Origin of the sequence: Streptomyces sp. HNM0575 (genome assembly GCF_012726265.1) — a bacterium.
GTDB lineage: Bacteria > Actinomycetota > Actinomycetes > Streptomycetales > Streptomycetaceae > Streptomyces.
In genome coordinates this window covers 160,032-186,821 of the sequence record NZ_JAASAG010000007.1, presented here as the reverse complement: position 1 = coordinate 186,821, position 26,790 = coordinate 160,032, and the positions used below count along the sequence as shown (strand labels likewise).

The window sequence follows — 26,790 nt, the reverse complement described above, 5'->3', positions numbered from 1 at the left end:
GAACACAGCGGGCGCGGCAAGGGTGTTCGGCGGACGCCGCACGGCAGTGCCACGAGGTTTCCGCGGTGTCCGGCCCGTGTCCGTATGCGGCTGCACTCGTGATCGATCCGGAGCACCCAGTACGCCCCGAAGGCTTTAGGCTTACTCGTTGTGACAACCGCGCTTCCGCTCTTCCCGCTCAACTCGGTGCTGTTCCCTGGTCTCGTGCTGCCGTTGAACATCTTCGAGCAGCGATACCGCGCGCTGATGCGGGACCTGCTGAAGATCCCCGAGGACACGCCCCGCCGCTTCGGCGTCGTCGCCATCCGCGACGGCCGTGAGGTCGCCCAGACCTCTACGGGCCTGCCGGAGAGCGCGCCGCCGCAGGGCAGCGAGCCGATGGCCGGTTTCGGGCCCGACCCGATGACGTCCTTCTACTCCGTGGGCTGCGTCGCCGACGCCTCGACGATCCGCGAACGCACGGGCTCGGCGGGCGGAGCGGCACCCGGCGGATCCGGCGCCTCCGGTGCCTCGGGCGGCACGGGCTCCGGCATCGACGATGCGTCGGTGGAGGAGGACGAGGCCGCCGGTGACGGCCCGGGCTATGAGGTCCTGGCCACCGGCACCACCCGCTTCCGGCTCCACTCGGTGGACACGAGCGGCCCGTATCTCATGGGCGAGGTCGAGGAGTTGCCGGAGGAGGAGGGCGACGGGGCGGGTGCGCTGGCCTCGGGTGTGCTGCGTGCGTTCCGTGGCTATCAGAAGCGGCTCGCGAGCGCGCGGGAGCGGACCCTGGCCGCCGGGCAGGAGTTGCCCGACGATCCGTCGGTCGTCTCGTACCTCGTGGCGGCGGCGACCATTCTCGACACCCCGACGAAGCAGCGGCTGCTCCAGGCCCCGGACACCGCGACGCGGCTCGCGGACGAGCTGAAGATCCTGCGCCGTGAGACGGCCGTGATCGGCAAGCTGCCCTCGCTGCCGGCCGCCGACCTCACCCGCAGCCCGACCAGCCCGAACTGAGCCGTAACCCGAAACCGGGGCCCGGCCCGGACCATCGGACTGTACGGCGGCACGGCTGCGTGCCGGCACGGCGGACGGAAGACCGAGTACCAAGTGGCGAAGAAGAAGCAGCGACAGCAGCGGCAGCAGCAGGCGGCGACCCCGGCGACTCTCGCCGCCTCCCGCGCGGGCGTCGAGTTCACCACGCACTCCTACGAGCACGACCCCTCCGCCGCCTCCTACGGCACGGAGGCCGCCGAGGCCCTGGGCATCGCCCCGGAGCGGGTGTTCAAGACCCTCGTCGCCGAGGTCGACGGCGCCATGACGGTCGCGATCGTCCCGGTGTCCGCGTCGCTGGACCTGAAGGCGCTGGCCTCGGCGGCCGGCGGTAAACGGGCGGCCATGGCCGACCCACGGGCCGTCGAGCGCAGCACCGGCTATGTGCTGGGCGGCGTCTCGCCCCTGGGACAGCGCCGGCGGCTGCCCACCGTCGTCGACGCCTCGGCCTCCGCGCACGCCACCGTCTGCGTCTCGGCCGGGCGCCGCGGTCTGGAGATCGAACTCGCACCGGGCGACCTGGCCGCCCTCACCGGCGCGGCCAGCGCGGCCATCGCCCGCACGAGTGAGCTGTCCTGAGAGGCGCCGGTCGCGTGAAAACCCGGTGCGTGAGTGCCCGCGCGGTAGCGGTGCCTGTGCCGTACCCGGGGCAGCCCCCGGGTACGGGGCCGCTCACCAGTGCTGCCGGTCTCCACCGTCGGGCGGCAGCGGCGCCCCGGGCTCCGGATCCCGGTGCCCGAAGGCGGCCATCAGCAGCAGATGCGTCGTGAGCGCGATGAACGGCCAGGCCAGCAGCGCGCCCTTGGCCTGAAGCTTCAGCGGTCCGTCGAAGGTCTTGTTCGTGCCGGCCGCCTTCGCCGAGGCGGCCAGATCGCTGGACGGCCCCAGCAGCACACCGAGCTGCCACGCCAGTACGGACCCCAGCAGCGCGCCCACCGCGAGCCCGATCACGATCCCGATGCCGCCTGCCCGGCTGCGCAGGAAGGCCACCAGGCCGGTCACCAGGCCGAATCCGAGCGCGAGCAGCACGAAGGTGCCGTCGGCCCCGATCGCCTCCTCGCCCTCCGGGTCCTTGAGGAAGACGCCGCCGTCGACTTTGACGAGCGGCACCCGCGGTGCGAGCCACCACCACAGCAGGCCGAGCCCGACTCCGAGCACGAGCACGAGGAGCGCGCACAGCGCGCCGGTGCGGACCTCACCGCGGACATCGGCACGTTCGCCGTCGTCTGCGTACTCCGGGCCCTCCGGATACTCCGCGTGAGCCGGGTCCTGAGCCGGACCGTAAGCCGGGTCCTGTGCCGCTCCGTGAGCCGGGTCCTGACCCGGGTGTCCCCCGGGATGCCCGTACGCACCGTGACTGCCGTACGCACCGGGCCCCTCGTGTGCGGGACCGTCCGGTCCGTACGCGGACGCGGCCTGATCGCCGCCCGCGGGGTCGCCGCGCCGGTGGGAGCCCGGCTGCTGTCCGCTGCCGCGCCGGCCGCCGTTGCCCTGGCGGGAGCGGGAGGAGCGACGCGAGTGGTCGGGGTCGGGTGAGGAAGGCGTTGGTGCGGTCACGACGCCATCGTGCCAGTTCCGGGCACCAGTTCGGGCGGCGGGCGGCAGATGGCTCCGACTCGTACGGGCGTCTGCCGCGGCCCTTGCTGCGCCGGGAACGGCCCGGATCCCGGTAGCCGCTGGTCAGAATCCCGCCGGGTTCCGGTGAGGCGCTGCTCGCCCTCCGTCCGGGCCCCATTCGGTCCGGACCCCATTCGGGCGTCGTTCGGGCGTCGTCCTGGAATCAACCGGGCATCGGCGGGAGGCCTGCGCGATGTCGGCGGGGGCTCGGCGGGACGTCCGCACCGTGCTCGGCAGGATCTCCGCGGGGCTCCGCGGGCCCGCCCTCAGCGGACCGCGGCCCGCCGGTACGCCCACGTCGCCAGCGCCAGCGACGCCACCCCCACTGCTGCGCACACGCCCAGATCCAGCGCCGCACGGAACCAGTCGGGCTGCGTCTCGAACGCACGGGCAAGGGCCTCGACCCCGTAGGTGGACGGCAGCAGGTCGCGCAGCAGCGCCACCGGTTCCGGCAGCCGGCTCCCCGGCAGCACCCCGAGCAGCAGCGCCGCCGACATCCCCAGCTGACCGCAGAGCGTGGCGATCTCCGGCTTGGGAGCGAGCAGTCCCAGCGCGGCGCCGAGCCCGGCGAGGGCAGCGCCCGCCAGCGGTACGACCGCCGCCAGCACCCACAGCCCGCCCAGCGGCAGCTGGTACAGCACACCGCCCGCGACGGCGGTGACGGCGACTCCCGGCACCGTGAACGACGCGTACGCGCCCGCCGCCCCGAGCACGACGGCCGCCGCGGGCACCGGCAGCGTCGCGTAGTGGTCGAGGCCGCCGCCCGCGCGCAGCTGCCCGAAGTACTGGGCCAGCAGGTTCAGCGCGACGAACGCCACCACCAAGACCGTCGAACCGGCGACCACGGCCCGGGACTCGGCGCCGCCGTCGACGACGCCCCGCATCAGCACCATGATCCCCAGCGACTGGAACGTCGCCACGAACAGCAGCGGGACGCGGGCGACCCGCGCGCGCGACAGCTGCGCACGGTAGACGGCGGCGAGCGCGGGCCACATGCGTGCGCGGGGAGCGAGTGGAGCGGGCGCCTCGGCGACCGTGGCCGTGCCGCCGGCCGCGGCGGAGTACGACTCCGTCCCACGCACGGTCCGCGCCGCCGTCGCCACGTCCGCGGGCGCGGCCCCCTGCGCGGGGGCGGGCGGTCGTCCGGAGTGCGCGGACTGCGCGGACTGCGCCGGCAGGGCGGACCCGGCGGACTTCGCGGCCCGTGCCGACGCGGCCGTACTCATGCCTTCACCAGCCCTTCGCCGCTGCCGCCGCCCAGCGCGAGATACACGTCCTCCAGGCTGGGCGTGGCCAGTGAGAAGTCGTCGAGAGCGGCGAACGCGGGCCCGTCGGTGACGGCGTCGACCGCGGCGCGTGCCGCCCCGGGCGCCAGCCGCAGCGTCCACCGCCGCCCGGAGACCGTGGCACGGCCGGCGAGGTCCGCGACCTTCGGCACGTCGAGGGGCGGGCGGTCGCGCCAGACCAGTTCGAGCCGTACGTCGCCGCCGACGAGGGACTTCAGACCGCCCGGGGTGTCGCAGGCGATGACCCGCCCGCGGTCCAGTACGGCGACCCGGTCGAGCACGGTCTCGGCCTCCATGACGTTGTGCGTGACCAGTACGACCGTCGCTCCGCGCTCCGTACGCCTGCGCTCCACGGCAGACCACACGGCACGACGCGCGACGGGGTCCATCCCGGTCGTGGGCTCGTCCAGTACGAGCAGCGGACGCTCCCCCATCAGCGCCGACGCGACGCACGCCAGCCGCCGCTGCCCCCCGGAGAGCTTCCTGAGCGGACGGCCCGCGAGCGCGGTCAGCCCCAGCTCGTCCAGTACGTCGTCGCGCTCGCGGCGGGCCGCCGCGACGTCGAGGCCGCGCAGCCGTCCGGTCGTCTCGGCGGCGAGGGCGACGGTCAACTCGTCGAGCGCGCCGGACTCCTGGCCCAGGTGCGCGAGGATCCGCGCGGCACGCTCCGGATGCCGCACCAGATCGTGCCCGAGCACCTCGACGGTGCCGGAATCGGGCCGCATCAGACCGGTCAGCTGCCGTACGACGGTGGACTTGCCGGCGCCGTTCGGGCCGAGCAGCCCGAAGATCTCGCCCTGGCGCACATCGAGGGTGATCCCGTCGCAGGCCCGTACGCCCGCGGTGCCGGAGGCAGCCGAGCCGTCCCGGGCGCCCGCCGCCCCGTGGGAGGTGCGCAGCAGGTTCAGGGGGAATCCGGCGTACCGGCGCCGCCCGGCGGGATACGTCTTGACCAGGTCCGCTATGCGCACAGCGGTCCGGGTCGGCGTATGTACGCTCTCCGCCGTCTGCTGCCGTGTGCCGGTTCCCACGAGCGTCGAGCCTACGCTCCGGCGTCCGCGGCCCTTCCGGAAGGGTCGTTTCCGTATGAAGGCCCCGGTCCGTACGAAGGCCCCGGTCCGTATGAGGGCCCCGGCGTCACTGGTCGGCGACGGAGGCGTCCTCGCCTGGGGCGTCGCTCTGCCCGCTCTGCCCGGCCTGAGCGCTCTGTCCTGTCTGGCCGGGCTGGTCGGTCTGCCCCGCCTGCCCCGCCGGAGCCGTCTGCACGCTCTGCCCTGGTTGCCCTGCCTGGCCCGGCTGACCCGGCTGGCCGGGCTGGCCCGGCTGCCCTTCCGGCGCTGCCTGCCCGGCCACCGGGGCGTCGACCTCGCGCCAGAAGCCCGCGCGGATCGCGTAGCGGTCGTGCTCGTCGATCTGGTCGTCCTTGTGCGCGAGCAGCCCGAACCGTGCCGCGTAACGCAGCAGCTCGCCGTCGATGCGGTGCGGGATGCGCGGATACTCGCGCGCCAGCGTCTGCACATGTGCCGGGGAGCCCAGCCGCTCCAGCCACCGCCGCGCGAAGACCTGGCCGACCTCGAACGGGTCGCCGCTGACCGCGGTGATGTCCTCCTCGCGGTCGGCCCAGCGCTGCTCGGCCGTCGTCAGCTGCGCCAGCATCGGCAGCGCGGCGACCTCCGGCGTCTCCCCGGGAGTTCCCCGCTCCACCCAGCCGCGCTCCGACGACCAGCGCAGCGTCGCCGACGACGGGCCGCCGTGGCCCTGCTGCGGGGGCTGCGCGAGGCGCCCGAGTCCGGCCAGATCCTTGGGGGTGGGCACTCCGGTGGCGCTCTTGCCGGCCGCCGCGGACGGGTCCTCCTCGTCGCCCTCGGCGGGGGCCGCCTCGGGGCTGTCGGCCGTGGTCCCGGAAGCGGACGAAACGGAGCCGCCCGGCACGGAGCCGCCGGATGCGGAGCCGGGGCCGCCGGCCGCGACGGAGGGCGGGACGGGCGGCCCGTTGCCGTTCTTGGCGGCCTCGGGAAGCGGTGCGGAGAGGATCGCGGCGATCTCCGGGCGGGAGGCGGACTGCGGGTGGTACGCGCCGGACGGTTCCGTGGCGCGTACCGCTCCGGTGATCCAGCTGCGGTCCAGGACCCGGCGCTCGTCGGCCTCCGCCACGAGGTCCTCGGACTGGTTGTAGTCGCCGTCCGCGGCCTGTACGGCCCACAGGTGCACGGCGACCCCGTGCTCCTTGGCGGACATCAGCCCCGGGAGCAGATCCCCGTCGCCGGTGACGAGGACGATGTCGGAACAGGCGCGATTACGGGCCAGTTCCGTCAGCTCCGCGTGCATCGCCGCGTCGACGCCCTTCTGGGCCCAGCGGCCGTCGCTTCTGGTGAGGGCGCCGAGCCGTACGGTCACACGCGGCATCACGCGGAGCCGGCGGTGCTCCGGCTGCGGCACCCGGTCCGGGGCGCCGTCGAACCAGTAGATCCGCAGGAGATCGCACCCGGTGTCGGCCTCCGCCCGCTCCCGCAGCCCGCGGATCAGCGCCGCGTGATCCACGCTGATCTGGGAGCGCATCGGCTCCCCCGCCAGCAGACTCGCGGCGGCGCCCAACAGGTATCCGGCATCCACCAGAACGACGCAGCGGTCCACGATCCACCCACTCTCGGTCACTGACCGCGGCCGGAACCGGGGTCGTGCGTTTCGCCTTCGAGTCTGCCCGACCGTACAGGGCTCACCGGCCGGGCACGATCATCGGCGTGGCGGCACACATGCGGTGGGCGCGCAACAGCGCGAAGAACCGCCTCACTCACGGTGATTGTCCGACATGCGCGCTTCATACCCCCGTGCCAGGCTGATTTCGGCCCAGAGTTCAACGGTCACCAGGAGGCGATCATGGCCAAGGGCAGGAATCAGGAACGCAGTCAGAAGAAAGCCGGCAGCGGCGAGGGCGACCAGAGCAGGCCCGAGAGCGGCTCATCGGAGGGCCAGCCGTCGCGTCCGTCGCAGGGCAGAAACGTCAGCCCTGCCGACGTCGCCCGCAAGCACCAGCGGCGCTTCGGACACAACTGACCCTGCCTGGCGCAGAGGTCGAGAAGAATCCGTTTGATTCACCTGTGCCCTTGGGCACCGCACGTCGGCGCTTATGAAGGAGTGGGCGGCCCCAGCCCCGGGGCCGCCCACCCCCATGTACGGGTACGGGAAGTCCGGGCGCGGGCCCAGCAGTCGGGCACGGGCAGCACGTCCGTACGGTCAGGCGAGCCCCGAACGGCCCCGCCACGGGCGGGAGTTGAGACCCCCGGCCCTTCGCCTCCGATGAACCAGCCCCGTCGGACCCGTCAGGCCCACGGACCCTGTCAGACCCCGCCGGACCCGCCGGACCCCGTCAGCCCGCCATGCAGGACGGCCCGAGCAGCTCCTTGAGATCGCCGAAGAGCGCCGGCGCGGGCGTCACCCGGTGCTTGTCCAGCCGCAGCACGGTGGTCTTGCGGGCCCCCTGCAACCGCACCCGCACCTCGCTCGAACCCCGGTGGTGGGTGAGGACTTCGCCGAGCTTCTCCACCAGCGGCGGGGTGATCTTCACGGTCGGGATGGTGATCGTCACGGGCGCGCTGGCGGAGGCCTCGCTCAGGTCGGGGATCATCAGCTCCATCGCGACCAGCCTCGGCACGTCCTCGCGCTTGTCCAGCCGTCCCTTTATGAAGACCACGGCGTCCTCGACGAGTTGGGTGGAGACCAGCTGATACGTCGCCGGGAAGAACATGCAGTCGATCGAGCCCGCCAGGTCCTCGACGGTGGCGATTGCCCACGCGTTGCCCTGCTTGGTCATCTTGCGCTGGAGCCCGGAGATGATGCCGCCGATGGTGACGATCGCGCCGTCCGAGTGCTCACCGCCGGTGAGCTGGGCGATCGCGGCGTCCGCCTTCTCGTCGAGCACGTGCTCCAGGCCGAAGAGCGGGTGGTCGGAGACGTAGAGACCGAGCATCTCCCGCTCCTGGGCGAGGAGATACGTCTTCTCCCATTCCTCCTCGGAGAAGGTGACGTCCAGTCCGAAACCCGGAGTGTCCTCGCCGTCGTCGCCGCCGAGGTCCCCGAAGAGGTCGAACTGGCCCTCGGCCTCCTTGCGTTTGACCTGCACCACGTTGTCGATCATCGGCTCGAACTGGGCGGTCAGGCCCTTGCGCGTGTGGCCCATCTCGTCGAACGCGCCCGCCTTGATGAGCGATTCGACGGTGCGCTTGTTGCACACGACCGCCTCGACCTTGTCGAGGAAGTCCGGGAAGGAGGCGTACTTCCCCTTCGCCTTGCGGCACTTGACGATCGAGTCCACGACGTTCTGCCCGACGTTCCGCACCGCCGTGAGGCCGAAGACGATGGTCTGGTCGTCGCGCGAGGTGAAGTTGGCCTCCGACTCGTTGACGTCCGGCGGGAGGACCTTGATGCCCATCTTGCGGCACTCGTTGAGATACACCGCCGACTTGTCCTTGTCGTCGCGCACCGAGGTGAGCAGCGCCGACATGTACTCCGCGGGGTAGTTGGCCTTGAGGTACGCCGTCCAGTACGTCACGAGGCCGTACGCGGAGGAGTGCGCCTTGTTGAAGGCGTATCCGGCGAAGGGCACCAGCACGTCCCAGACGGCCTGGATGGCATCGTCCGAGTAGCCGTTGTCGCGCATGCCCTTCTGGAAGTTCACGAACTCCTTGTCGAGAACCTCCTTCTTCTTCTTGCCCATCGCGCGGCGCAGCAGGTCGGCCTGGCCCAGCGAGTACCCGGCGAGCACCTGCGCGGCCTTCTGCACCTGCTCCTGATAGACGATCAGGCCGTGGGTGATGTCGAGGACCTCTTTGAGCGGCTCCTCCAGCTCAGGGTGGATCGGAGTGATCTCCTGCTGGCCGTTCTTGCGCAGCGCGTAGTTGATGTGGCTGTTCATGCCCATCGGGCCGGGCCGGTAGAGCGCCGAGACGGCGGAGATGTCCTCGAAGTTGTCGGGCTTCATCATGCGCAGCAGGGAGCGCATGGGACCGCCGTCGAACTGGAAGACGCCCAACGTGTCGCCCCGGCAGAGCAGTTCGAAGGTCTTCTCGTCGTCCAGCGGCAGGTCGAGCAGGCTGAGGTCGACGTCCTTGTTCTTGCGGATCATCTTGACCGCGTCGTCCATGATCGTCAGGTTGCGCAGGCCGAGGAAGTCCATCTTCAGCAGGCCCAGCGCCTCGCAGCTCGGGTAGTCCCACTGCGTGACGACGACTCCGTCGTTCTTCGGCGAGAACACCGGCACGTGGTCGATCAGCTTCTCGCTGGACATGATCACGCCCGCGGCGTGCACGCCCATCTGCCGCACCAGGCCCTCGATGCCGCGGGCGGCGTCGATCACCTTGGTGACGTCCGGCTCGTTCTCGTACATCGAGCGGATCTCGCCCGCCTCGCTGTAGCGCGGGTGGTCCTTGTCGGTGATGCCGGAGAGCGGGATGCCCTTGCCGAGGACGTCGGCGGGCATCGCCTTGGTGATCCTGTCGCCCATCGCGTACGGGTAACCCAGCACGCGGGCCGAGTCCTTGATCGCGTTCTTCGCCTTGATCGTGCCGTACGTGCCGATCATGGCGACCTTGTCGGCGCCGTACTTCTCCGTCACGTAGCGGATCACATCGCCGCGCCTGCGCTCGTCGAAGTCGATGTCGACGTCGGGCATGGTGAGGCGCTCGGGGTTGAGGAACCGCTCGAAGATCAGTCCGTGGGTGATCGGGTCGAGGTCGGTGATGCCCAGCGCGTAGGAGGCGATCGAGCCGGCGGCCGAGCCGCGGCCGGGACCGACCGCGATGCCGTTGTCCTTGGCCCAGTTGATGAAGTCGGCGACGACGAGGAAGTACCCGGGGAAGCCCATCGAGATGATGACGTCCATCTCGTACTCGACGAGCTCCTGGCGGTCCTGGGGGACGCCGCCCGGGTAACGGCGGGCCATGCCCCGCTTGACCTCCTCCTTGAACCACGACACCTCGTCGTACCCCTCGGGCACGTCGAAACGGGGCATCAGGTTCTGCGGCTCGAACATGCCCGTGGCGTCGACCCGTTCGGCGATGAGCAGCTGCGTGTTGCGGCAGCCCTGCTGCCAGACGTCCGAGGAGTCGATGGCATACATCTCCTCGGCCGACTTGATGTAGTAGCCCGCGCCGTCGAAGCTGAAGCGGTCCGGGTCGGAGAGATTGCTGCCGGTCTGGATGCACAGCAGGGTGTCGTGCGCCGAGGACTCGTGCTCGTAGGTGTAGTGCGAGTCGTTGGTGACGACGAACGGGGCGTCGATCCGCCTGGCCACCTCTTCCAGGCCGTCCCGCGCACGCTTGTCGATGTCGATGCCGTGGTCCATCAGCTCGACGAAGAAGTTCTCCTTGCCGAAGATGTCCTGGAACTCCCCGGCGGCCTCGACGGCCTCCTCCAGCTGACCGAGCCGGATCTTGGTGCTCACCTCGCCGGAGGGGCAGCCGGTGGTGGCCATCATCCCTTTCGCATACTCGGCGAGCAGCTCGCGGTCCATGCGGGGCTTGCGGAAGAAGCCCTCCAGGCCGGCGCGGGACTGCGCGCGGTAGAGGTTGTGCAGGCCCTCCTTGTCGCGCGCCCACATGGTCATGTGCGTGTACGCGCCGTTACCCGAGACGTCGTCGCGCTTCTGGTGCGGTGTGCCCCACTTGACCGGGCGCATGTTCCGCCGGTGGTCCGGCGCGACATACGCTTCGATGCCCATGATCGGCGTGATGCCGGCGTCCTGGGCCTGGTGGAAGAAGTCGTAGGCCCCGTGCAGGTTGCCGTGGTCGGTCATCGCGATGTGCGACATGCCCATCTGGCCGCAGGCCTTGAACATGTCCTTCAGCCGCGCCGCGCCGTCCAGCAGCGAATACTGAGTGTGCACGTGAAGATGAGTGAACGGCTGGTCGGTCACGGCGCGGGACACCTCCGGGCACGGATGCTGCTGGACGATTCCGGAGTCTACGACCCGCCACCGACAACCACGCCGGGCGGCGTCCCGCTCCCAACTCCCGGGCGGCGCACGGAGGTACGGGCGGCGGTACGGGAGGCACGGCGGCAGGCCGCAGCAGCGCACCGAGCGGTCCCGAGGGCGTCCCGCGGACCGCCCCGAGCCGGGTTTTTCCCTCCCCTTTCCCCAGCCTTTCCCTCCCCTCGGTGGCTCCTGGCGTCCCGTACGAGAAGATCCCGTGAGCCGTCAACATCAGCCACCGCCGATATCCCCTGAAGGGCGACACCCCATGGCAACGCAGCACACCGGCGCAACGGACGACGCCCGCGCCGAGCGGATCCTCGAGGTCTTCGACACCGCCTTCGGAGAGCTTCTGGCCGCGGATCCGGCCGCCTTCCAGGTCAAGTTCCGCAAGATGGCCGCGTCGGCCTTCGCCTTCTACCGCGGCACGGCCTGTCTCTTCTACGCGGACGCGACCGAGGGGTACGGGGACGGCGGGGCGGCGGAGGCGCCGGGCGGCGGGACCGGTGCGGTGCCCGGCGGCCCGTTCCTCGACGAACACACCGGCAGGGTCTGGATCCACGGCGATCTGCACGCCGAGAACTTCGGCACGTACATGGACGCCAACGGCCGCCTCACCTTCAACGTCAACGACTTCGACGAGGCGTTCGTCGGCCCCTTCACCTGGGACCTGAAGCGCTTCGCGGCCTCCGTGGCCCTGCTCGGCTACGGCAAGGCGCTCAGCGACGAGCAGATCACAGGGCTGGTGCGCGCCTACGCCGACGCCTACCGCGAGCGCATCCGCGTACTGGCCGAACGCGACGCGAAGCGCGAAGCGGCGCGCCGCGCGGGCAGCGAGAGCGACCCCGCGGGCGCCGGGTCCGGCGGCGAGGACGACGCCGCCCCCTCGCTCACCCTCGACACCGCGCGCGGCCCGGTGCTCGGCGCGCTGCGCTCCGCACGCGCCAACACCCGCTTCGGACTGCTGGAGAGCATGACCGAGATCCGCGACTGGGAGCGCCGCTTCACCCCGGGCGGCGGCGCCGTCGAGCTGGACGCGGCCACCCGCTCCGAGGTGCTTGACGCCTTCGACGCCTACATCGGCACGCTGCCGGGCGCGACCCGTTTCCGTACGGACGCCTACCGGGTCAAGGACGTCGTCGGGCGCCGCGGCGTCGGCATCGGCAGCGCCGGACTGCCCTCGTACAACATCCTTCTCGAAGGCCACAGCGACGCCCTCGAGAACGACCTGGTGATCTACATGAAGCAGGCGCAGACCCCCGCCGTCGCCCGCCACATCACCGACCCCGCGATCCACGGCTACTTCCTCCACGAGGGCCACCGCACGGTGATCTCGCAGCGGGCCCTCCAGGCGCACGCCGACCCGTGGCTGGGCTGGACCGAACTGCGCGGCACGGGGCAGCTGGTCGCCGAGGTCTCGCCGTACGCCGTCGACCTGGACTGGTCCGACCTGGACGACCTCGACGCGATCACCCAGGTCGTCGGCGACCTCGGACGGGCCACCGCGACCATGCACGGCGCCGCCGACGCCGAGAGCGGCCACTCGCTGGTGCCCTTCTCCACGGAGCGCGCCATCGACGCGGCGATCTCCGGTGACGAGGAGGGCTTCACGCAGATGCTGGCCGACTTCGCGCACGACTACGGATCGCGCACCCGGCGCGACCACCAGATCTTCGTGGACCTCTTCCGCAACGGCCGGATCCCCGGGCTGTAGCGGGGCCTCGCCGAAGGCGCTGGAAGGCGAACGAGCACCGGCGGGCCGGGGCACCACGAGCCGAGCGCCGACGCGTCCGGCGCCGCTTCCCGGCGGGGAGCGGCGCCGGACCTGGTCCCGCCCGGGCGGAGCCCTTCGCGGATCGATTCACCGGCCGCATTTAAAGACCGCTTACGCCTCCTCATGGCACACTTCCCGGCGATGGACATGGATGCGGCAGGCATACGGACAGTGCGGGCGGTCGTCTTCACCGTGCTGTGCGTGACGCTGTCCGCGGGTTCCCACGTCCTGCTCTCGGGGGTGCCGCTGCCGCTCGGCCCGCTGCTCGCGGTCACCGGCGTGATCTTCCTGCTGGCGTTCGCCCTCGCGGACCGCGAGCGCGGCTACGGACGCATCGCCTCCGTGCTGATCCCCCTCGAACTGCTCGCCGACACCGTCTTCACCACCGGCCAGCACACCTGCTACGGGCAGGCCGGCGGACCCGTCACCGGCCCGCTGCGCACGGTCGGCGTCGACCTGCTGTGCGGCGGCGGCGAGTTCGGCACCCCGCTGGCCCATATCGCCGCGCAGGGCGGACATGCCCCCGACGGGGCCCTCTCCGGCGGCGCCCAGGCCGGCCCGCTGGGCCCGCTCGCCCCGCTGGACACCGCCCCGTCGGTGACGCCGTTCCTGCTGCTCGCCGCACACGTCGCCGTGGGCCTGGCCGCCGCCGCCTGGCTGAGGCGCGGCGAGGCGGCCCTGGCCGGGCTGCTGCGCGCCGCCTCGGTGACGGCGTTCCGGCCGCTGCGCCTGGCGTTCGCCGCGGGTGTCCGTACGTACGACTGCGGCGGCGGGCCCCGGCCCGTACCGCGGTCGCTGCCCGTGCTGGGCCCGCGCGCTCTGCCACTGCTCACCCACTCCGTGCACCGACGAGGACCTCCGGCACCGCTGCTCGCAGCCTGACCGGCCGTCCGGCCGCGGCCCCGTGCCGCCGGCCCCGCCCGGCCGTGACCGCCCGCCCGGGCAAGGGCCCCGCGAGCGCCCGTCGAGCCAGTCCACCTCGTCCCATACGCACACCGCGTACTCACGCAAACCACGGAGAAGGAACCCATGAGCAAGCGCAACAGCCAGGAAGCAAAGCGCGCCGCCCGCGATCGGCTGCGCGCGGAGCGCGAACGGCAGGCCAAGAAGGACAAGATCCGCCGGCAGTCGCTCGTCGGCGTCGCCGTGATCGGCGTGCTGGCCGTGGCCGCCGGCATCTTCTTCGCCGTCAACAAGCTGACCGCGCCCAGCGGCTGGGAGGCGGCCAAGGACCAGAAGCTCGTCCAGCCCGCCAACTCGTCCGGCAAGAACGGCCAGTTCATCGTCGTCGGCGGCGAGAGCGCGAAGAAGACCGTCGACCTCTACGAGGACCTGCGCTGCCCTGCCTGCGCGCAGTTCGAGCAGGGCGCGGGCAAGCTCCTCACCAAGGGCGCCCAGGACGGCAAGTTCAAGCTGAAGGTGCACCTGGGCGACCTGATCGACGGCAACGCCGGCGGTGAGGGCTCGAAGAACGCCATCAGTGCCCTGGGGGCCGCGCTCAACGTGAGCAAGAGCGCCTACCAGGACTACCACGACAAGCTGTACTCCCCGCAGTTCCACCCGGAGGAGACCCAGGACAAGTTCGCCGACGACGACTACCTCCTCAAGGTCGCCGGCTCCGTCCCGGCGCTGAAGAACAACGGAGGCTTCAAGAAGGCCCTGGAGGAGGGCACTTACGACAAGTGGGCGCTGGAGATGGTCGACGGCTTCCAGAAGGGCAAGGTCCAGGCGACGCCGACGATCCGCATCGACGGTAAGGACGTCGAGCAGAATCAGCTCCCGGGGGCGCTCCAGAAGCTGGGCGTGAAGCTGCCCGGCTAGAGGGTCCGGCCAAGACAGGGGCCAAGCAAGGGCCAACCAGGGCCCAGGCAGGGGCGGCACGCGGGCGGGCGGCGCCGGGGAGCGGGAAGCCCGGCACCGCCCGCCTTCCGCCTCGCCGGGCACCGGCAACCGCCGCCGGTGCCCGGTGCCCGGTGCCCGGGGAGCGGACCGGACCGGTGGACCAGCGGAGGACCGGCGGACCGGCGGACCGACAGCGACCCGGCGAAGCCCCCGACTCCCGTACCCGCGTGGGATTCCGCCCGGTACGTGCGGCGCCACGCACCGTCTCGCCCCCGTGTCATGGGGCCGAACTCGCCCCGACGAGCAGACGAACTCCTGCCGGTTCCCTGCCCGTCGGGGCTACTTGTGCGTAACATCAAGGTCCGTGACGAACCCGACAAGTGAACCCCCCAGACCCGTTCCGGCGGAGAGACCCGGCTCCACACCCGGACATCCCAGGCGCCGCACGGTGGTCGCGGCCACCGCCGCCTCCGCGGCCCTGCTCCCGCTCGCGGGCGGCACCGCCCGCGCCCAGGCCGCCGCGGGCCCCGAGTTCCTGCACGGCGTCGCCTCCGGCGATCCGCTGCCCGACGGCGTCCTGCTGTGGACGCGCGTCACGCCCGCTCCCGACGCCGTGCCCGGATCGGGCAAGGGCGGCCCGGTGAAGGTGACTTGGGAGATCGCGGCGGACGAGGGCTTCCGTGAGATCGTCGCCCGCGGCACGGTGGCCACCGACGCCGCCGCCGACCACACGGTCAAGGCGGACGTACGAGGCCTCGCGCCCGACACCGCCTACTGGTTCCGCTTCCGTGCCGGCGGCGCCGACTCCCCCGCCGCGCGCACCCGCACGGCTCCCGCCGAGGACGCCGACACCGCCAACCTCCGCTTCGGCGTGGTCTCCTGCGCGCACTACGAGGCCGGGTACTTCGCCTCGTACCGGCATCTCGCGGCCCGCGCCGATCTGCACGCCGTGCTCCATCTCGGCGACTACATCTACGAGTACGGGCACGAGGGGTACCCCCTGCGCGGGAAGGACACCGTGCGCACCGTCCAGCCCGCGAACGAGACCGTCACCCTCGCCGACTACCGCGTCCGGCACGGCCAGGCCAAACTCGACCCGGACGTGCGGGCCATGCACACCGCGCACCCCCTCATCGCGATGTGGGACGACCACGAGTTCGCCAACGACACCTGGTCGGGCGGCGCCGAGAACCACACCGAGGGCCAGGAGGGCACCTGGGCGGACCGCCAACGCGCCGCGAAGCAGGCGTACTTCGAGTGGATGCCCGTACGCACCGCCACGGAGGGCACCACCTACCGGCGGCTGCGCTTCGGCCGCCTCGCCGACCTGCACCTGCTCGACCTGCGCTCGTTCCGCGACCAGCAGGCGTCCATCGGCGACGGCGACGTGATCGACGACCCCGACCGCACCATCACGGGCCGCAAGCAGCTCGACTGGCTCAAGTCCGGCCTGTCGTCCTCGACTTCACGCTGGCGCATGGTCGGTACGTCGGTGATGATCGCGCCGGTCGCCTTCGGCTCCGTACCGGCCCATCTGCTGGGCCCGCTCGCGGAGTTGCTCGGCATCCCCAAGGAGGGCCTGGCCGTCAACGTGGACCAGTGGGACGGTTACACCGACGACCGGCACGAGCTGCTGACGCACCTGCGCGACCAGCGCATCGAGAACACCGTCTTCCTCACCGGCGACATCCACATGGCCTTCGCCAACGACGTGCCCGTCAAGGCGGCGACATATCCCGAAGACGCCCCGGTGGCAACGGAGTTCGTGGTCACGTCCGTCACCTCCGACAACCTCGACGACGTACTCCACGTCGCGCCCGACACCGTCTCCTCGGTCGCCGAGGCGGCCGTCAGGGCCGCCAACGGCCATGTGCGGTGGCTGGACATGGACTCGCACGGCTACGGCGTCCTCGACATCGACGCCCGGCGCGCGCACATGGACTACTTCGTCCTGTCCGACAAGGCCGACCAGGGGGCGACCAGCGAGGTCCGCCGCTCCTACCGCACGCCCTCCGGCACCCAGCGGCTGGAGGAAGCGGACGGCCCGCTCAGCACCTGACCCGGCGGCCGGGAGCACCGACGGCCGGGGCGGAGCGGGCCAAGTCCCGCCCCGCCCCGGCCCGTCGGACGTCATCCCACGCTGTCGAGGAACCCCAGCGCCGTGCGCCACGTGCGCTCCGCCGCCTCCGCGTCGTGGTCGTCCAGGTCCTCGTCGGTGAACAGATGCCCGGCTCCCGGGTAGCGGAAGACCTCGACGTCCGCCCCCGCGCGCCGCATCCGCAGATACCAGGCGTTCAGCCAGTCGTGCGGCTCGAACGCGTCCGGGTCCGCGACGTGCAGCTGTACGGGCAGATCGTCCACGGCCGCGTCCTCGGGAAGGTCCGAGGTGCCGTGCAGAAGCAGCAGCGCCCGCGCCCGCTCGTCGGCGAGTGCGAGGTTCTGGGCGATGGAACCGCCGAGCGAGAACCCCGCGTAGACCAGGCCGTGTTCGGAGAGCGGAGCGGTCACGGTGACGGCACGCATCAGCAGCTCGTCCCGGCCGATCTCGTCCTTCAGCTCCGTCCCCTCCTCGACGGTCGCGGCCGTACGCCCGTCGAACAGGTCCGGCGCGTGCACCTCGTGACCCGCGGCCCGCAGCCGGTCCGCGGCCCTGTGCACGGCGGGTCGCAGGCCGTAGACGGAGTGGAACAGCACGACGGTGGCCAAAATGTCACTTCCCTCACATAGCGCCGAAGGCCCCGTTCCGGGCGGGGACCCCGCACATCGTGGCAGGTACGGTCGGCAGAGCCCGCCAACCCCCGAGGAGTCATCCCGCCATGGAGAACGTGCTACGGCCGCTCATCGTGTTCGGCGGTGCGATCGTGCTCGCGTTCGCCGTCGCCTGGGGCGTCGACCGGCTGCTGCGCCGCGTCGACGCCCGCCGCCCGGAGACCCCGCTGTGGGGACTGCTGCGCCGTGGACGCGTACCGCTTCAGGCCGTCGTCTTCGTCGCGCTCCTCAACGTCTTCTACGACCAGGCGGAGATCGCCCGCCACTACCGCCCGGCCGTCAACCTGTGGCTGCACATCATCCTGATCGCCGCGACGGCCTGGCTGGTCCTGCGCGTCCTGGCCGCCGTCGTGGAGACGACCACCGTGCGGTACGCGGGTGTCGCGCACGACCCTGCGCGCGCCCGGCGGGTGAAGACCCAGCTCACCCTGATCCAGCGGCTTGTCACCACGGTCGTGGTCGTGATCGCGGCCTCCGCGATCCTCCTCCAGTTCGACGCGATGAAGACGCTGGGCACTTCGATGCTCGCGTCCGCCGGCGTGCTGGGGATCGTCGCCGGTGTCGCCGCGCAGTCCACCCTGGGCAACCTCTTCGCGGGACTGTCCATCGCCTTCGGCGACATGGTGCGCATCGGCGACGAGGTCGTCGTGGACGGCGAGTACGGGACCGTCGACGAGATCACCGTCTCCTATCTGGTGCTGCGCACCTGGGACGAGCGTCGCCTGACGATGCCGGTCTCCTACTTCACCAGCAAGCCGTTCGAGAACTGGTCGCGCGGCGGACCGCAGATGAGCGGCACCGTCTACCTCCAGCTCGACCACTCCGCCCCGGTCGCCGAACTGCGCAAGCGCACCGAACAGCTCGTACGCGCCAACGACTACTGGGACGGGCGCAATTGGAGCCTCGTCGTCACCGACACCACCCCCACCACCATCGAGGTGCGCGCGGTCGTCTCGGCCCGTACCTCCGACGACCTGTGGACGCTCCGCTGCGACCTGCGCGAGCAGCTGCTCGACTGGCTCCAGAGCGAACATCCCTACGCGCTGCCCGGGATCCGGCTCTCCTCCGCCGGCGACCGGCCCGGTGCGTACTCCGGCTCCAACTCCAACGGGCATCTGGAGAGCCGCGACCACCGGGAGAGCAGGATCTCCTGACGGCGCGGGCCGGCCGACGCGGCTGAGGCCCGCGGCGGCGGAGGCTCGGGGCGGCGGAGGCCCGCAGCTACGAGGACGGCACGGCGGCGGTGGCGCCGTACCGTTGACCGCCGGGCGCCGCGCCTCAGATGCGGAAGCTGCGCAGATCGAGCTGGTGCAGGACCCGGTCGCAGATCTCCGGGTCGACGCCCGCCTCACCGCGCGCCGCGAGGATCTCGTGCCGGGCCGCGGAGAGCAGCTCGCCGTTGAGCCGGTGGATCTTCTTCATCCGGGACGTGCGCCGGGAGTACGCCTCGCGCCGCTCCTCGTCCACGATGTCCGGCGAGATGCGCGCACCCACGTCGTGCGCCCTCCGCAGCAGCACCTCGGAGATCTCCTCCGGAAGGTCCTCGTCCGCCTCGATCTCCCGTACCCGCCGCCGTGCCGCCTTCGCGCAGCGCAGCGCCAGCTGCCGCTCCAGCTCCCGCTCGGAGGCGCTGTCCGCCCGCACATGCAGCAGCCTGACCAGCCACGGCAGGGTCAGCCCCTGGAGTACGAGCGTGGCCAGCACGACCGCGAACGCGATGAAGAGTATGGCGTCCCGCTCGGGGAAGTCGCCGCCGCCCTCGACGGTCAGCGGCACCGCGAGCGCCAGCGCCACCGACGCCACCCCGCGCATCCCGGCCCACCAGACCACCGTCGTCTCACGCCAGTTGAGCGGGATGTCCTCGTCCAGGTCCCTGCGCCGGTGCAGCCGCTTGGCCAGCCAGGCCGCCGGCAGCAGCCACACCAGCCGGAGCACGACCACCGCCGCGATCACGGCGAGCGCCGCGGGCAGCAGCTCGTCCCAGCGTCCGCTCACCGGCCCGATCACCACGGCCAGTTCGAGCCCGATGAGCCCGAAGGCGACACCGGTGACGAGGGTGTCGACGATCGACCAGAAGCTCTGCCCGACCAGCCTCCCCTGTACGTCGTCCGCGTCCACGGCCCGCCCGGAGGAGAGGAAGAGCGCCGTCATCAGCACGGCCAGCACGCCGGAGCCCTTCAGCTCCTCGGCCAGTACGTACGAGGCGAACGGCACCAGCAGCGTGAGCCCCGTCTGAAGCGTCGCGTCCGCGAGGAGCCCCGCGATCTTGTTGGCCGCCCACCCCAGCGCCAGTCCCACCACGACGGCGACGACGGCGGAGAGCACCAGCTCCCCGACGGCGCCGCCGACCGAGAACGTCCCGGTGACGGCGGCGGCCACGGCCACGTGGTAGAGCGTGATCGCCGTGACGTCGTTGAACAGGCCCTCGCCCTCCAGGATCGACACCAGTCGCCGCGGCAGCCCGAGCTTCCCCGCGACCGTCGTCGCGGCGACCGGGTCGGGCGGCGCGACCAGCGCCCCGAGGGCGACGGCCCCGGCGATCCCGAGTCCCGGCACCAGCGTGTGCGCCACCGCGGCGACCACGGCGGTCGTCACGAAGACGAGCGCCACCGCCAGCAGGAAGATCGGCCGCTTGTTCGCCGCGAACTGGCGCCAGGACGTACGGTGCACCGCCGCGTACAGCAGCGGAGGCAGCACCAGCGGCAGGATGAACTCCGGCGGCACCTGCACGTCCGGCACGAACGGCAGCAGCGCGAGCACACCGCCCACCAGCGTCATCAGCACGGGGGCGGGCACGCCGGTGCGGTCCCCGAGCGGGACGGTCAGTACGGCACCGAGCAGCAGGGCGAAGAGCAGAGCGAGCTGGTCCACGCCTACGCGCTCTCCGCCCGCACCCGGTCGAGCGCCCGCCGGAGGTCCTCCGGGTAGGCGCTCTCGTACTCCACCCACTGCCCGTCCGACGGGTGCTCGAAGGAGAGCCGCACGGCGTGCAGCCACTGCCGCTCCAGCCGCAGCCGCTTGGCGAGCGTGGGGTCGGCGCCGTAGGTGAGGTCGCCGACGCACGGATGGCGGTGCGCGGACATGTGCACCCGGATCTGGTGCGTGCGCCCGGTCTCCAGCTTGATGTCCAGGAGGCTGGCGGCCCGGAACGCCTCGATCAGGTCGTAGTGCGTGACCGACGGCTTGCCGTCGGCGGTGACCGCCCACTTGTAGTCGTGCTGCGGATGCCGTCCGACGGGCGCGTCGATGGTGCCGCTGAGCGGATCGGGATGGCCCTGCACCAGCGCGTGGTACCGCTTGTCGACGGTCCGCTCCCGGAACTGCTGCTTCAGCAGCGTGTACGCGCGCTCCGACTTGGCGACCACCATCAGCCCGGACGTGCCCACGTCCAGCCGGTGCACGATGCCCTGCCGCTCCGCGGCCCCCGAGGTGGCGACCGAGTATCCGGCGGCCGCGAGCCCGCCGATCACGGTGGGCCCGCTCCAGCCAGGGCTCGGATGCGCGGCGACGCCCACCGGCTTGTCGACCACCACCACGTCGGCGTCGTCGTGCACGACCGTCATGCCCTCCACGGGCTCGGCCACGACCCGTACCGGTTCCGGCGGAGGCGGCAGCTCCACCTCCAGCCACGCACCCCCGTGCACCCGGTCCGACTTGCCCGCGGCGGCGCCGTCGAGCAACACCTTGCCGCCGGCGGCCAGTTCGGCGGCTTTCGTACGGGAGAAGCCGAACATGCGGGCAATGGCGGCGTCGACGCGCTCGCCCTCCAAGCCGTCCGGTACGGGCAGGGTGCGGATTTCGGGGATCGTGCTCACCCGATCGAGTATGCCGGAAGCCCGCTGGCTCTCCGTCATCGACTGCTGCCGCCCGTACACGGATGCGCCATGCGGGGCGAAGAGCGAAGGGGAACAGAAGCGAACTGCGGGGAACAGCGCGGAGCCGGACCCCGCAGGGCCGGCGCCCGCCGGATCAGTCGCGGTGGACGGTCCCGTCCGGGTCGAGGCCGCGGAAGGAGAGGATCACGATCAGGATGCCGCCGCACACGATCGCCGAGTCCGCGAGATTGAAGACGGCGAAGTGCGTGGGCGCGATGAAGTCGACGACGGCGCCCTGGAAGACGCCGGGCGAGCGGAAGACACGGTCGGTGAGATTCCCGAAGGCACCGCCCAGCAGCAGCCCCAGCGCGATCGCCCACGGTGCGCTGTACAGGCGTCTCGCGATCCGCGCGATCACGACGATCACGACGGCGGCGATGGCGGTGAGGACAAGGGTGAGGGCCTCGCCGATGCCGAAGGCCGCGCCCCGGTTCCGTACGACGTCCAGCTGGAGCACCGTGCCGATCACCTGGATCGGAGCGTGATGCTCCAGCCCGGCCACCACGATCAGCTTGCTGGCGAGGTCCAGGGCGTAGGCGAGAGCGGCCACCGAGATGAGCACTCCGACCCGGCGCCTGCCACGGGAAGCGGTCGCCCCTGCACCGTCTCCGCCGGCACCGCCGGCGGGCTCCTCCGTGGTCTCGTCAGGAGTACCGATAGTCCGCTCCACCTCTGTCACCCGACGAGGGTACGACACATGAGGACGGCCGCGGCCCCCGTCACCCCCCACCCGCCCCTCGGGCACCTAGCGCCGCTCCTGCTGCTGCTTGCACTCCACGCAGAGCGTGGCCCTCGGGAACGCCTGCATCCGGGCCTTGCCGATGGGGTTGCCGCAGTTCTCGCACAGGCCGTACGTGCCGGCGTCGAGCCGCTCGATGGCCCGCTCCGTCTGGTAGAGCATCTCCCGGGCGTTGGCGGCCAGCGCCATCTCGTGCTCGCGGGTGATGTTCTTGGTACCGGTGTCGGCGTCGTCGTCGCCGGCCCCGTCGCCGGAGTCGCGCATCAGCCCGTCGAGCGCCTCGCCGGAGGCCACGAGTTCGTCGCGCAGCCGCTGGGCCTCGCTCTGGAGCTCGCCGCGGGCCTCTTCGACCTCTTGCGGCGTCCACGGCTCCTCGCCCGCCCTTACGGCGAGCTCGCCCGGCTCGGCGACCGCACGTGCTGTGGGAACCTTCTCGGCCTTCGCCACCGGAGTCTTCTTCGCAGCCACCTTCTCGGCTCCTGTCGTCTTCTTCGCCGTGGTCTTCTTCGCTGCGGCCTTCGCAGCTTCGGCCGTCTTGGCCGTCTTGGCGGTCTTCTTCGCCGCCTTCGCCTTCTTCGCCGTCTTCGCGGCGCGCTCGGGCGGCGCGGCCTTCTTCGCCGCCTTCTTCCCGGGTGCGGCCTTCTTCGATGCGGCCCCGGCCGTCTTCTTCGCGGCCGTCTTCTTCGCCGCGCTCTTCTTCGCGGCCCCCTCCCCCTCCGCCGCGGTCCTCCCGGTCTCCGCGGCCGTCGTCCTCTTCCCCGCCGTGGTCTTCTTCCCCGCCGTCCTCTTCGGTGCGGCCTTCTCGGCGGGCGTCTTCTTCGCCGCCTTATTCTGCGATGCGGTCCCGCCGGCCGCAGAGGTCTTCTTCGTCGCCGCGGCCTTCTTCGTGGACTTGTCAGCAGCTGCCGGGGAACTCGCGGCAGATCCTCTCGCCACCATGGCCGTGGCCCCTTCACATATTGTGATCTTGCTCGCGAAACGTGACCGGAACGATAAATCGACTCCGAACGCTCGACAACGGGGGCACGCCGGTCTCCAATCCGTTGTGCCCCGCGCGGCCCTGCGAAAACCGACCCGCCCCGCCCCGCGAAGCCCCGTACACTGGGCGGAGCGAGAGGCGATGAAGGGGACGAGTAGCGTCCGTACGCAGCCGCGAGCGACCCGGGGACGGTGTGAGCCCGGGGGCCTGCACGACGTGAAGATCACCCCGGAGCCGCCGGAAGAAAGCCCGGAGGATCCGGCGCGAGTAGAACCGGCAGCGCACCCCAATGAGGGGGCAGCGGTCGTCGAACCGCTGCCAAGGAGGGTGGTACCGCGGGTCCGCCGCCGTTCAGGCCGGCGCTCTCGTCCCTCCGACGGAAGCAGAGATGTCCGCCGGAGGAAGTCCCGATGCCGCAGTACCGTCAGGTGCCAGCCCAAGTAGACCTGCCCGCCCTCGAGCACGCCGTGCTCGACTTCTGGCAGGAGCACAAGGTCTTCGCCCGCACCCTCGAACAGTCCGAGGGGCGGCCCGAGTGGGTCTTCTACGAGGGCCCGCCCACCGCCAACGGCATGCCGGGCGCGCATCACATCGAGGCCCGCGTCTTCAAGGACGTCTTCCCGCGCTTCCGCACGATGCGCGGATACCACGTGGCGCGCAAGGCCGGCTGGGACTGCCACGGGCTGCCGGTGGAGCTCGCCGTCGAGCGGGAGCTGGGCTTCAACGGCAAGCAGGACATCGAGAATTACGGCATCGCGGAGTTCAACGCCCGCTGCCGCGAGTCCGTCACCCGGCACACCGACGCCTTCGCCGAGCTGACGACGCGCATGGGCTACTGGGTCGACATGGACGACGCCTACCGCACCATGGACCCGGAGTACGTGCAGTCGGTCTGGTGGTCGCTGAAGCAGATCTTCGAGAAGGGCCTGCTGGTCCAGGACCACCGCGTCGCGCCATGGTGCCCGCGCTGCGGCACCGGTCTCTCGGACCACGAACTCGCCCAGGGATACGAGACGGTCGTGGACCCCTCGGTCTACGTGCGCTTCCCGCTGACGTCCGGTCCGCTGGCCGGCGAGGCCTCGCTGCTGGTGTGGACGACCACGCCCTGGACGCTGGTCTCCAACACCGCGGTGGCGGCCCACCCCGACGTCACCTACGTCGTCGCGACCGACGGTCTGGAGAAGGTCGTCGTCGCGGAACCGCTGCTGGAGAAGGCGCTCGGCGTGGGGGCACCTCCCGGGCCGGCAGGCTCCGGGGGAGGGTGGGAGGCGACCGGACAGCGCTTCACCGGCGCCGAGATGGAGCGCTGGGGGTACGAACGCCCCTTCAACATCGTGGAGATGGAGGGCGCCCACTTCGTCGTCAACGCCGACTACGTCACCACCGAGGACGGCACGGGCCTGGTCCACCAGGCTCCCGCCTTCGGCGAGGACGACATGCGCACCTGCCGCGACTACGGCCTGCCCGTGGTCAACCCCGTCCGTCCCGACGGCACCTTCGAGGCCGGACTGCACCTGGTTGAGGGGCAGTTCTTCAAGAAGGCCGACGAAGCGCTCGTCGCCGACCTCGACGCGCGCAACCTGCTGATGCGTCATGTGCCGTACGAGCACAGCTATCCGCACTGCTGGCGCTGCCACACGGCACTGCTCTACTACGCGCAGCCGTCCTGGTACATCCGTACGACCCGGATCAAGGACGCCCTGCTCGAGCAGAACGAGCTCACCAACTGGTATCCGGAGTCGGTCAAGCACGGCCGCTACGGCGACTGGCTCGACAACAACATCGACTGGGCGCTCAGCCGCAACCGCTACTGGGGCACGCCGCTGCCCATCTGGCGTTGCGAGGAAGGCCACTTGACCTGTGTCGGCTCCCTCGCGGAGCTGACGAAGCTCACGGGCACCGACCAGTCGGGCCTCGACCCGCACCGCCCCTACATCGACGCGGTCACCTTCGGCTGCCCGGCCGAGGGCTGCTCCCTGGAGGCGGTCCGCGTCCCCGAGGTCATCGACGCCTGGTACGACTCGGGCGCGATGCCCTTCGCGCAGTGGGGATACCCGTACAGGAACAAGGAGTTGTTCGAGAAGCGCTATCCCGCGCAGTTCATCTCCGAGGCCATCGACCAGACCCGCGGCTGGTTCTACACGCTGATGGCGGTCGGCACGCTCGTCTTCGAGAAGTCGTCGTACGAGAACGTCGTCTGCCTCGGCCACATCCTCGCCGAGGACGGCCGGAAGATGTCCAAGCACCTGGGCAACATCCTGGAGCCGATCCCGCTGATGGATCAGCACGGGGCAGACGCGGTGCGCTGGTTCATGGCGGCCGGCGGCTCGCCTTGGGCCGCGCGGCGCGTGGGCCACGGCACGATCCAGGAGGTCGTGCGCAAGACGCTGCTGACGTTCTGGAACACGGTGGCCTTCCAGGCCCTGTACGCCCGTACGTCCGGCTGGTCCCCGTCCGAGTCGGACCCGGCGGCCGACAGCAGGCCCCTGCTGGACCGCTGGCTGCTGAGCGAACTGCACGCGCTGGTCGACCAGGTGACGCTGGCCATGGAGAACTACGACACCCAGCGCGCCGGCAAGCTGCTGTCGACCTTCGTCGACGACCTGTCCAACTGGTACGTGCGCCGCTCCCGCCGCCGCTTCTGGCAGGGCGACCCGGCGGCGATGCGTACGCTGCACGACACCCTGGAGACCGTGACGCGGCTGATGGCACCGATCGTGCCGTTCGTCACCGAGCGCGTATGGCAGGACCTGGTCGTTCCGGTCACGCCGGGTGCGCCCGACTCGGTGCACCTGACCGACTGGCCCGAGGCGGACCTGGCGAAGGTCGACCCGGAGCTGTCCCAGGACATGCTTCTGGTGCGCCGCCTGGTCGAGTTGGGGCGTGCGACCCGCGCCGAGTCGGGCGTCAAGACGCGCCAGCCGCTCTCGCGCGCGCTCGTCGCCGCACACGGCTTCGAGACCCTCTCCCCCGACCTGCGCAACCAGATCACCGAGGAGCTCAACGTCTCGGAGCTGGCGTCCCTTTCGGAGGTCGGCGGCTCCCTCGTCGACACCACCGCCAAGGCCAACTTCCGCGCCCTGGGCCGTCGTTTCGGCAAGGGCACCCAGGCGGTGGCCAAGGCGATCGCCGACGCCGACGCGGCAGCCCTCTCGGCCGCGCTCCGCGAAGGTACGGCGACGGTCGAGGCGGACGGGGAGCAGATCGCCCTCTCGCCCGAGGAAGTGATCATCACGGAGACCCCGCGCGAGGGCTGGTCCGTGGCGTCCGACTCGGGAGCGACGGTCGCCCTCGACCTGGAGATCACGCCGGAGCTGCGCCGCGCGGGCCTCGCTCGCGACGCGATCCGTCTCATCCAGGAGGCCCGCAAGAACAGCGGCCTCGACGTCGCGGACCGGATCGTGCTGCGCTGGTCCTCGGCCGACGAGGAGGTCCGGCAGGCCCTTGCCGACCACGCCGAGCTGATCGCCGAGGAGGTCCTCGCGACGGACTTCGTCGCGACGGCGGAGGGCGACGCGGAGGACGCCGCCGACGGCGACTCCGGCCTCGGCGCCCCCTTCGAGGACGAGTCGCTCTCCCTGGTCTTCCGCCTCCGCAAGGTCTGACGCCGGCTGAGGACGAGAGCCCAACGCGCCCTGTCGGCACGGTCCTTGGACGTCCCGCCGCGGACGGTCCGGGCCGTGCCGACGGCTTCGTGCGCTCCGCCCGGTGCTGCGTGCTCGGTACGCCCGCGCTTCCGCCCGCCCGCGGCACCGCCCGCCGGAAGAAGCCGCTGAGCGTCCGGCTGACGGAGTGAGAGACCGGCGGAGCGGTTGACCGGCCACCCCGGCCAGGCCGCGTCCCAGGCTCCGCACGGGCCGTCTGAGGGCGTTCACGACCGGGCTCCGCGCACACATGAGGCCGGGCC

The 26,790-nt window shown here is 71.5% G+C and carries 19 protein-coding genes; 9 read left to right on the top strand and 10 right to left on the bottom strand.

The window, feature by feature from the left end; translation table 11 throughout:
- Positions 1–150 precede the first annotated feature (150 nt).
- A complete protein-coding gene (locus HCC61_RS18270; protein ID WP_169136590.1) occupies positions 151–999 on the top strand; it encodes an LON peptidase substrate-binding domain-containing protein in 849 nt (282 codons plus the stop codon).
- A gap of 93 nt (positions 1,000–1,092) precedes the next feature.
- On the top strand, positions 1,093–1,614 hold the full coding sequence (ybaK, locus tag HCC61_RS18265) for a Cys-tRNA(Pro) deacylase (protein ID WP_169136588.1): 522 nt from the start codon (positions 1,093–1,095) through the stop codon (positions 1,612–1,614).
- A gap of 93 nt (positions 1,615–1,707) precedes the next feature.
- On the opposite strand, the gene HCC61_RS18260 is transcribed toward ybaK, so the two are convergent.
- From HCC61_RS18260 to HCC61_RS18245, 4 genes are all read right to left on the bottom strand, one after another.
- Positions 1,708–2,214, bottom strand: a complete 507-nt coding sequence (locus HCC61_RS18260) for an ABC transporter permease (protein ID WP_169136990.1) — start codon at positions 2,212–2,214, stop codon at positions 1,708–1,710.
- A gap of 704 nt (positions 2,215–2,918) precedes the next feature.
- A complete protein-coding gene (locus HCC61_RS18255; protein ID WP_169136586.1) occupies positions 2,919–3,878 on the bottom strand; it encodes an ABC transporter permease in 960 nt (319 codons plus the stop codon).
- The gene (locus tag HCC61_RS18250; RefSeq protein ID WP_346777281.1) at positions 3,875–4,909 is read right to left on the bottom strand and encodes an ABC transporter ATP-binding protein; all 1,035 of its coding nucleotides are present in this window, start codon (positions 4,907–4,909) and stop codon (positions 3,875–3,877) included. The genes HCC61_RS18255 and HCC61_RS18250 overlap by 4 nt, the downstream gene beginning before the upstream one ends.
- Before the next feature lie 166 nt (positions 4,910–5,075).
- Complete coding sequence (locus HCC61_RS18245) at positions 5,076–6,572, bottom strand: NYN domain-containing protein (RefSeq protein ID WP_346777280.1); 1,497 nt, start codon at positions 6,570–6,572, stop codon at positions 5,076–5,078.
- A 243-nt stretch (positions 6,573–6,815) separates the two neighbouring features.
- Between HCC61_RS18245 and HCC61_RS18240 the strand changes: the two genes are divergently transcribed.
- Positions 6,816–6,992: a hypothetical protein gene (locus tag HCC61_RS18240; RefSeq protein WP_169136584.1), complete on the top strand. Its 177-nt coding sequence runs from the start codon at positions 6,816–6,818 to the stop codon at positions 6,990–6,992.
- A gap of 313 nt (positions 6,993–7,305) precedes the next feature.
- On the opposite strand, the gene dnaE is transcribed toward HCC61_RS18240, so the two are convergent.
- On the bottom strand, positions 7,306–10,848 hold the full coding sequence (gene dnaE / locus HCC61_RS18235) for a DNA polymerase III subunit alpha (protein WP_169136582.1): 3,543 nt from the start codon (positions 10,846–10,848) through the stop codon (positions 7,306–7,308).
- 325 nt (positions 10,849–11,173) lie between these two features.
- On the opposite strand from dnaE, the gene HCC61_RS18230 reads away from it, so the two are divergent.
- From HCC61_RS18230 to HCC61_RS18215, 4 genes are all read left to right on the top strand, one after another.
- Positions 11,174–12,619, top strand: a complete 1,446-nt coding sequence (locus HCC61_RS18230) for a DUF2252 domain-containing protein (RefSeq protein ID WP_169136580.1) — start codon at positions 11,174–11,176, stop codon at positions 12,617–12,619.
- A 201-nt stretch (positions 12,620–12,820) separates the two neighbouring features.
- Positions 12,821–13,561 (top strand): hypothetical protein, encoded by a 741-nt coding sequence (locus HCC61_RS18225; RefSeq protein ID WP_240969112.1) that lies wholly within the window; start codon positions 12,821–12,823, stop codon positions 13,559–13,561.
- A 147-nt stretch (positions 13,562–13,708) separates the two neighbouring features.
- Complete coding sequence (locus HCC61_RS18220; RefSeq protein WP_169136576.1) at positions 13,709–14,500, top strand: thioredoxin domain-containing protein; 792 nt, start codon at positions 13,709–13,711, stop codon at positions 14,498–14,500.
- A 469-nt stretch (positions 14,501–14,969) separates the two neighbouring features.
- On the top strand, positions 14,970–16,580 hold the full coding sequence (locus tag HCC61_RS18215) for an alkaline phosphatase D family protein (RefSeq protein ID WP_346777267.1): 1,611 nt from the start codon (positions 14,970–14,972) through the stop codon (positions 16,578–16,580).
- 71 nt (positions 16,581–16,651) lie between these two features.
- Here HCC61_RS18215 and HCC61_RS18210 read toward each other — a convergent pair whose 3' ends face one another.
- Positions 16,652–17,227 (bottom strand): dienelactone hydrolase family protein, encoded by a 576-nt coding sequence (locus HCC61_RS18210; RefSeq protein ID WP_169136572.1) that lies wholly within the window; start codon positions 17,225–17,227, stop codon positions 16,652–16,654.
- A 110-nt stretch (positions 17,228–17,337) separates the two neighbouring features.
- Here HCC61_RS18210 and HCC61_RS18205 point away from each other — a divergent pair, with 110 nt between their 5' ends.
- Positions 17,338–18,444, top strand: coding sequence for a mechanosensitive ion channel family protein (locus HCC61_RS18205; protein WP_169136570.1), 1,107 nt, complete (start codon positions 17,338–17,340; stop codon positions 18,442–18,444).
- Between the two features lie 124 nt (positions 18,445–18,568).
- Here HCC61_RS18205 and HCC61_RS18200 read toward each other — a convergent pair whose 3' ends face one another.
- The 4 genes from HCC61_RS18200 to HCC61_RS18185 all read right to left on the bottom strand — a co-directional run bounded on the left by HCC61_RS18200 (position 18,569) and on the right by HCC61_RS18185 (position 22,843).
- Positions 18,569–20,161: a Na+/H+ antiporter gene (locus HCC61_RS18200; RefSeq protein ID WP_169136568.1), complete on the bottom strand. Its 1,593-nt coding sequence runs from the start codon at positions 20,159–20,161 to the stop codon at positions 18,569–18,571.
- 2 nt (positions 20,162–20,163) lie between these two features.
- A complete protein-coding gene (locus HCC61_RS18195) occupies positions 20,164–21,105 on the bottom strand; it encodes an RluA family pseudouridine synthase (protein ID WP_169136566.1) in 942 nt (313 codons plus the stop codon).
- A 154-nt stretch (positions 21,106–21,259) separates the two neighbouring features.
- Positions 21,260–21,844 carry a signal peptidase II gene (gene lspA, locus HCC61_RS18190; protein ID WP_169136564.1) on the bottom strand — a complete coding sequence of 195 codons (585 nt, stop codon included), beginning with the start codon at positions 21,842–21,844 and terminating at the stop codon, positions 21,260–21,262.
- A 66-nt stretch (positions 21,845–21,910) separates the two neighbouring features.
- The gene (locus HCC61_RS18185) at positions 21,911–22,843 is read right to left on the bottom strand and encodes a TraR/DksA C4-type zinc finger protein (protein WP_169136563.1); all 933 of its coding nucleotides are present in this window, start codon (positions 22,841–22,843) and stop codon (positions 21,911–21,913) included.
- Between the two features lie 450 nt (positions 22,844–23,293).
- Between HCC61_RS18185 and ileS the strand changes: the two genes are divergently transcribed.
- A complete protein-coding gene (gene ileS, locus HCC61_RS18175; protein ID WP_169136561.1) occupies positions 23,294–26,488 on the top strand; it encodes an isoleucine--tRNA ligase in 3,195 nt (1,064 codons plus the stop codon).
- Positions 26,489–26,790: the final 302 nt, after the last annotated feature.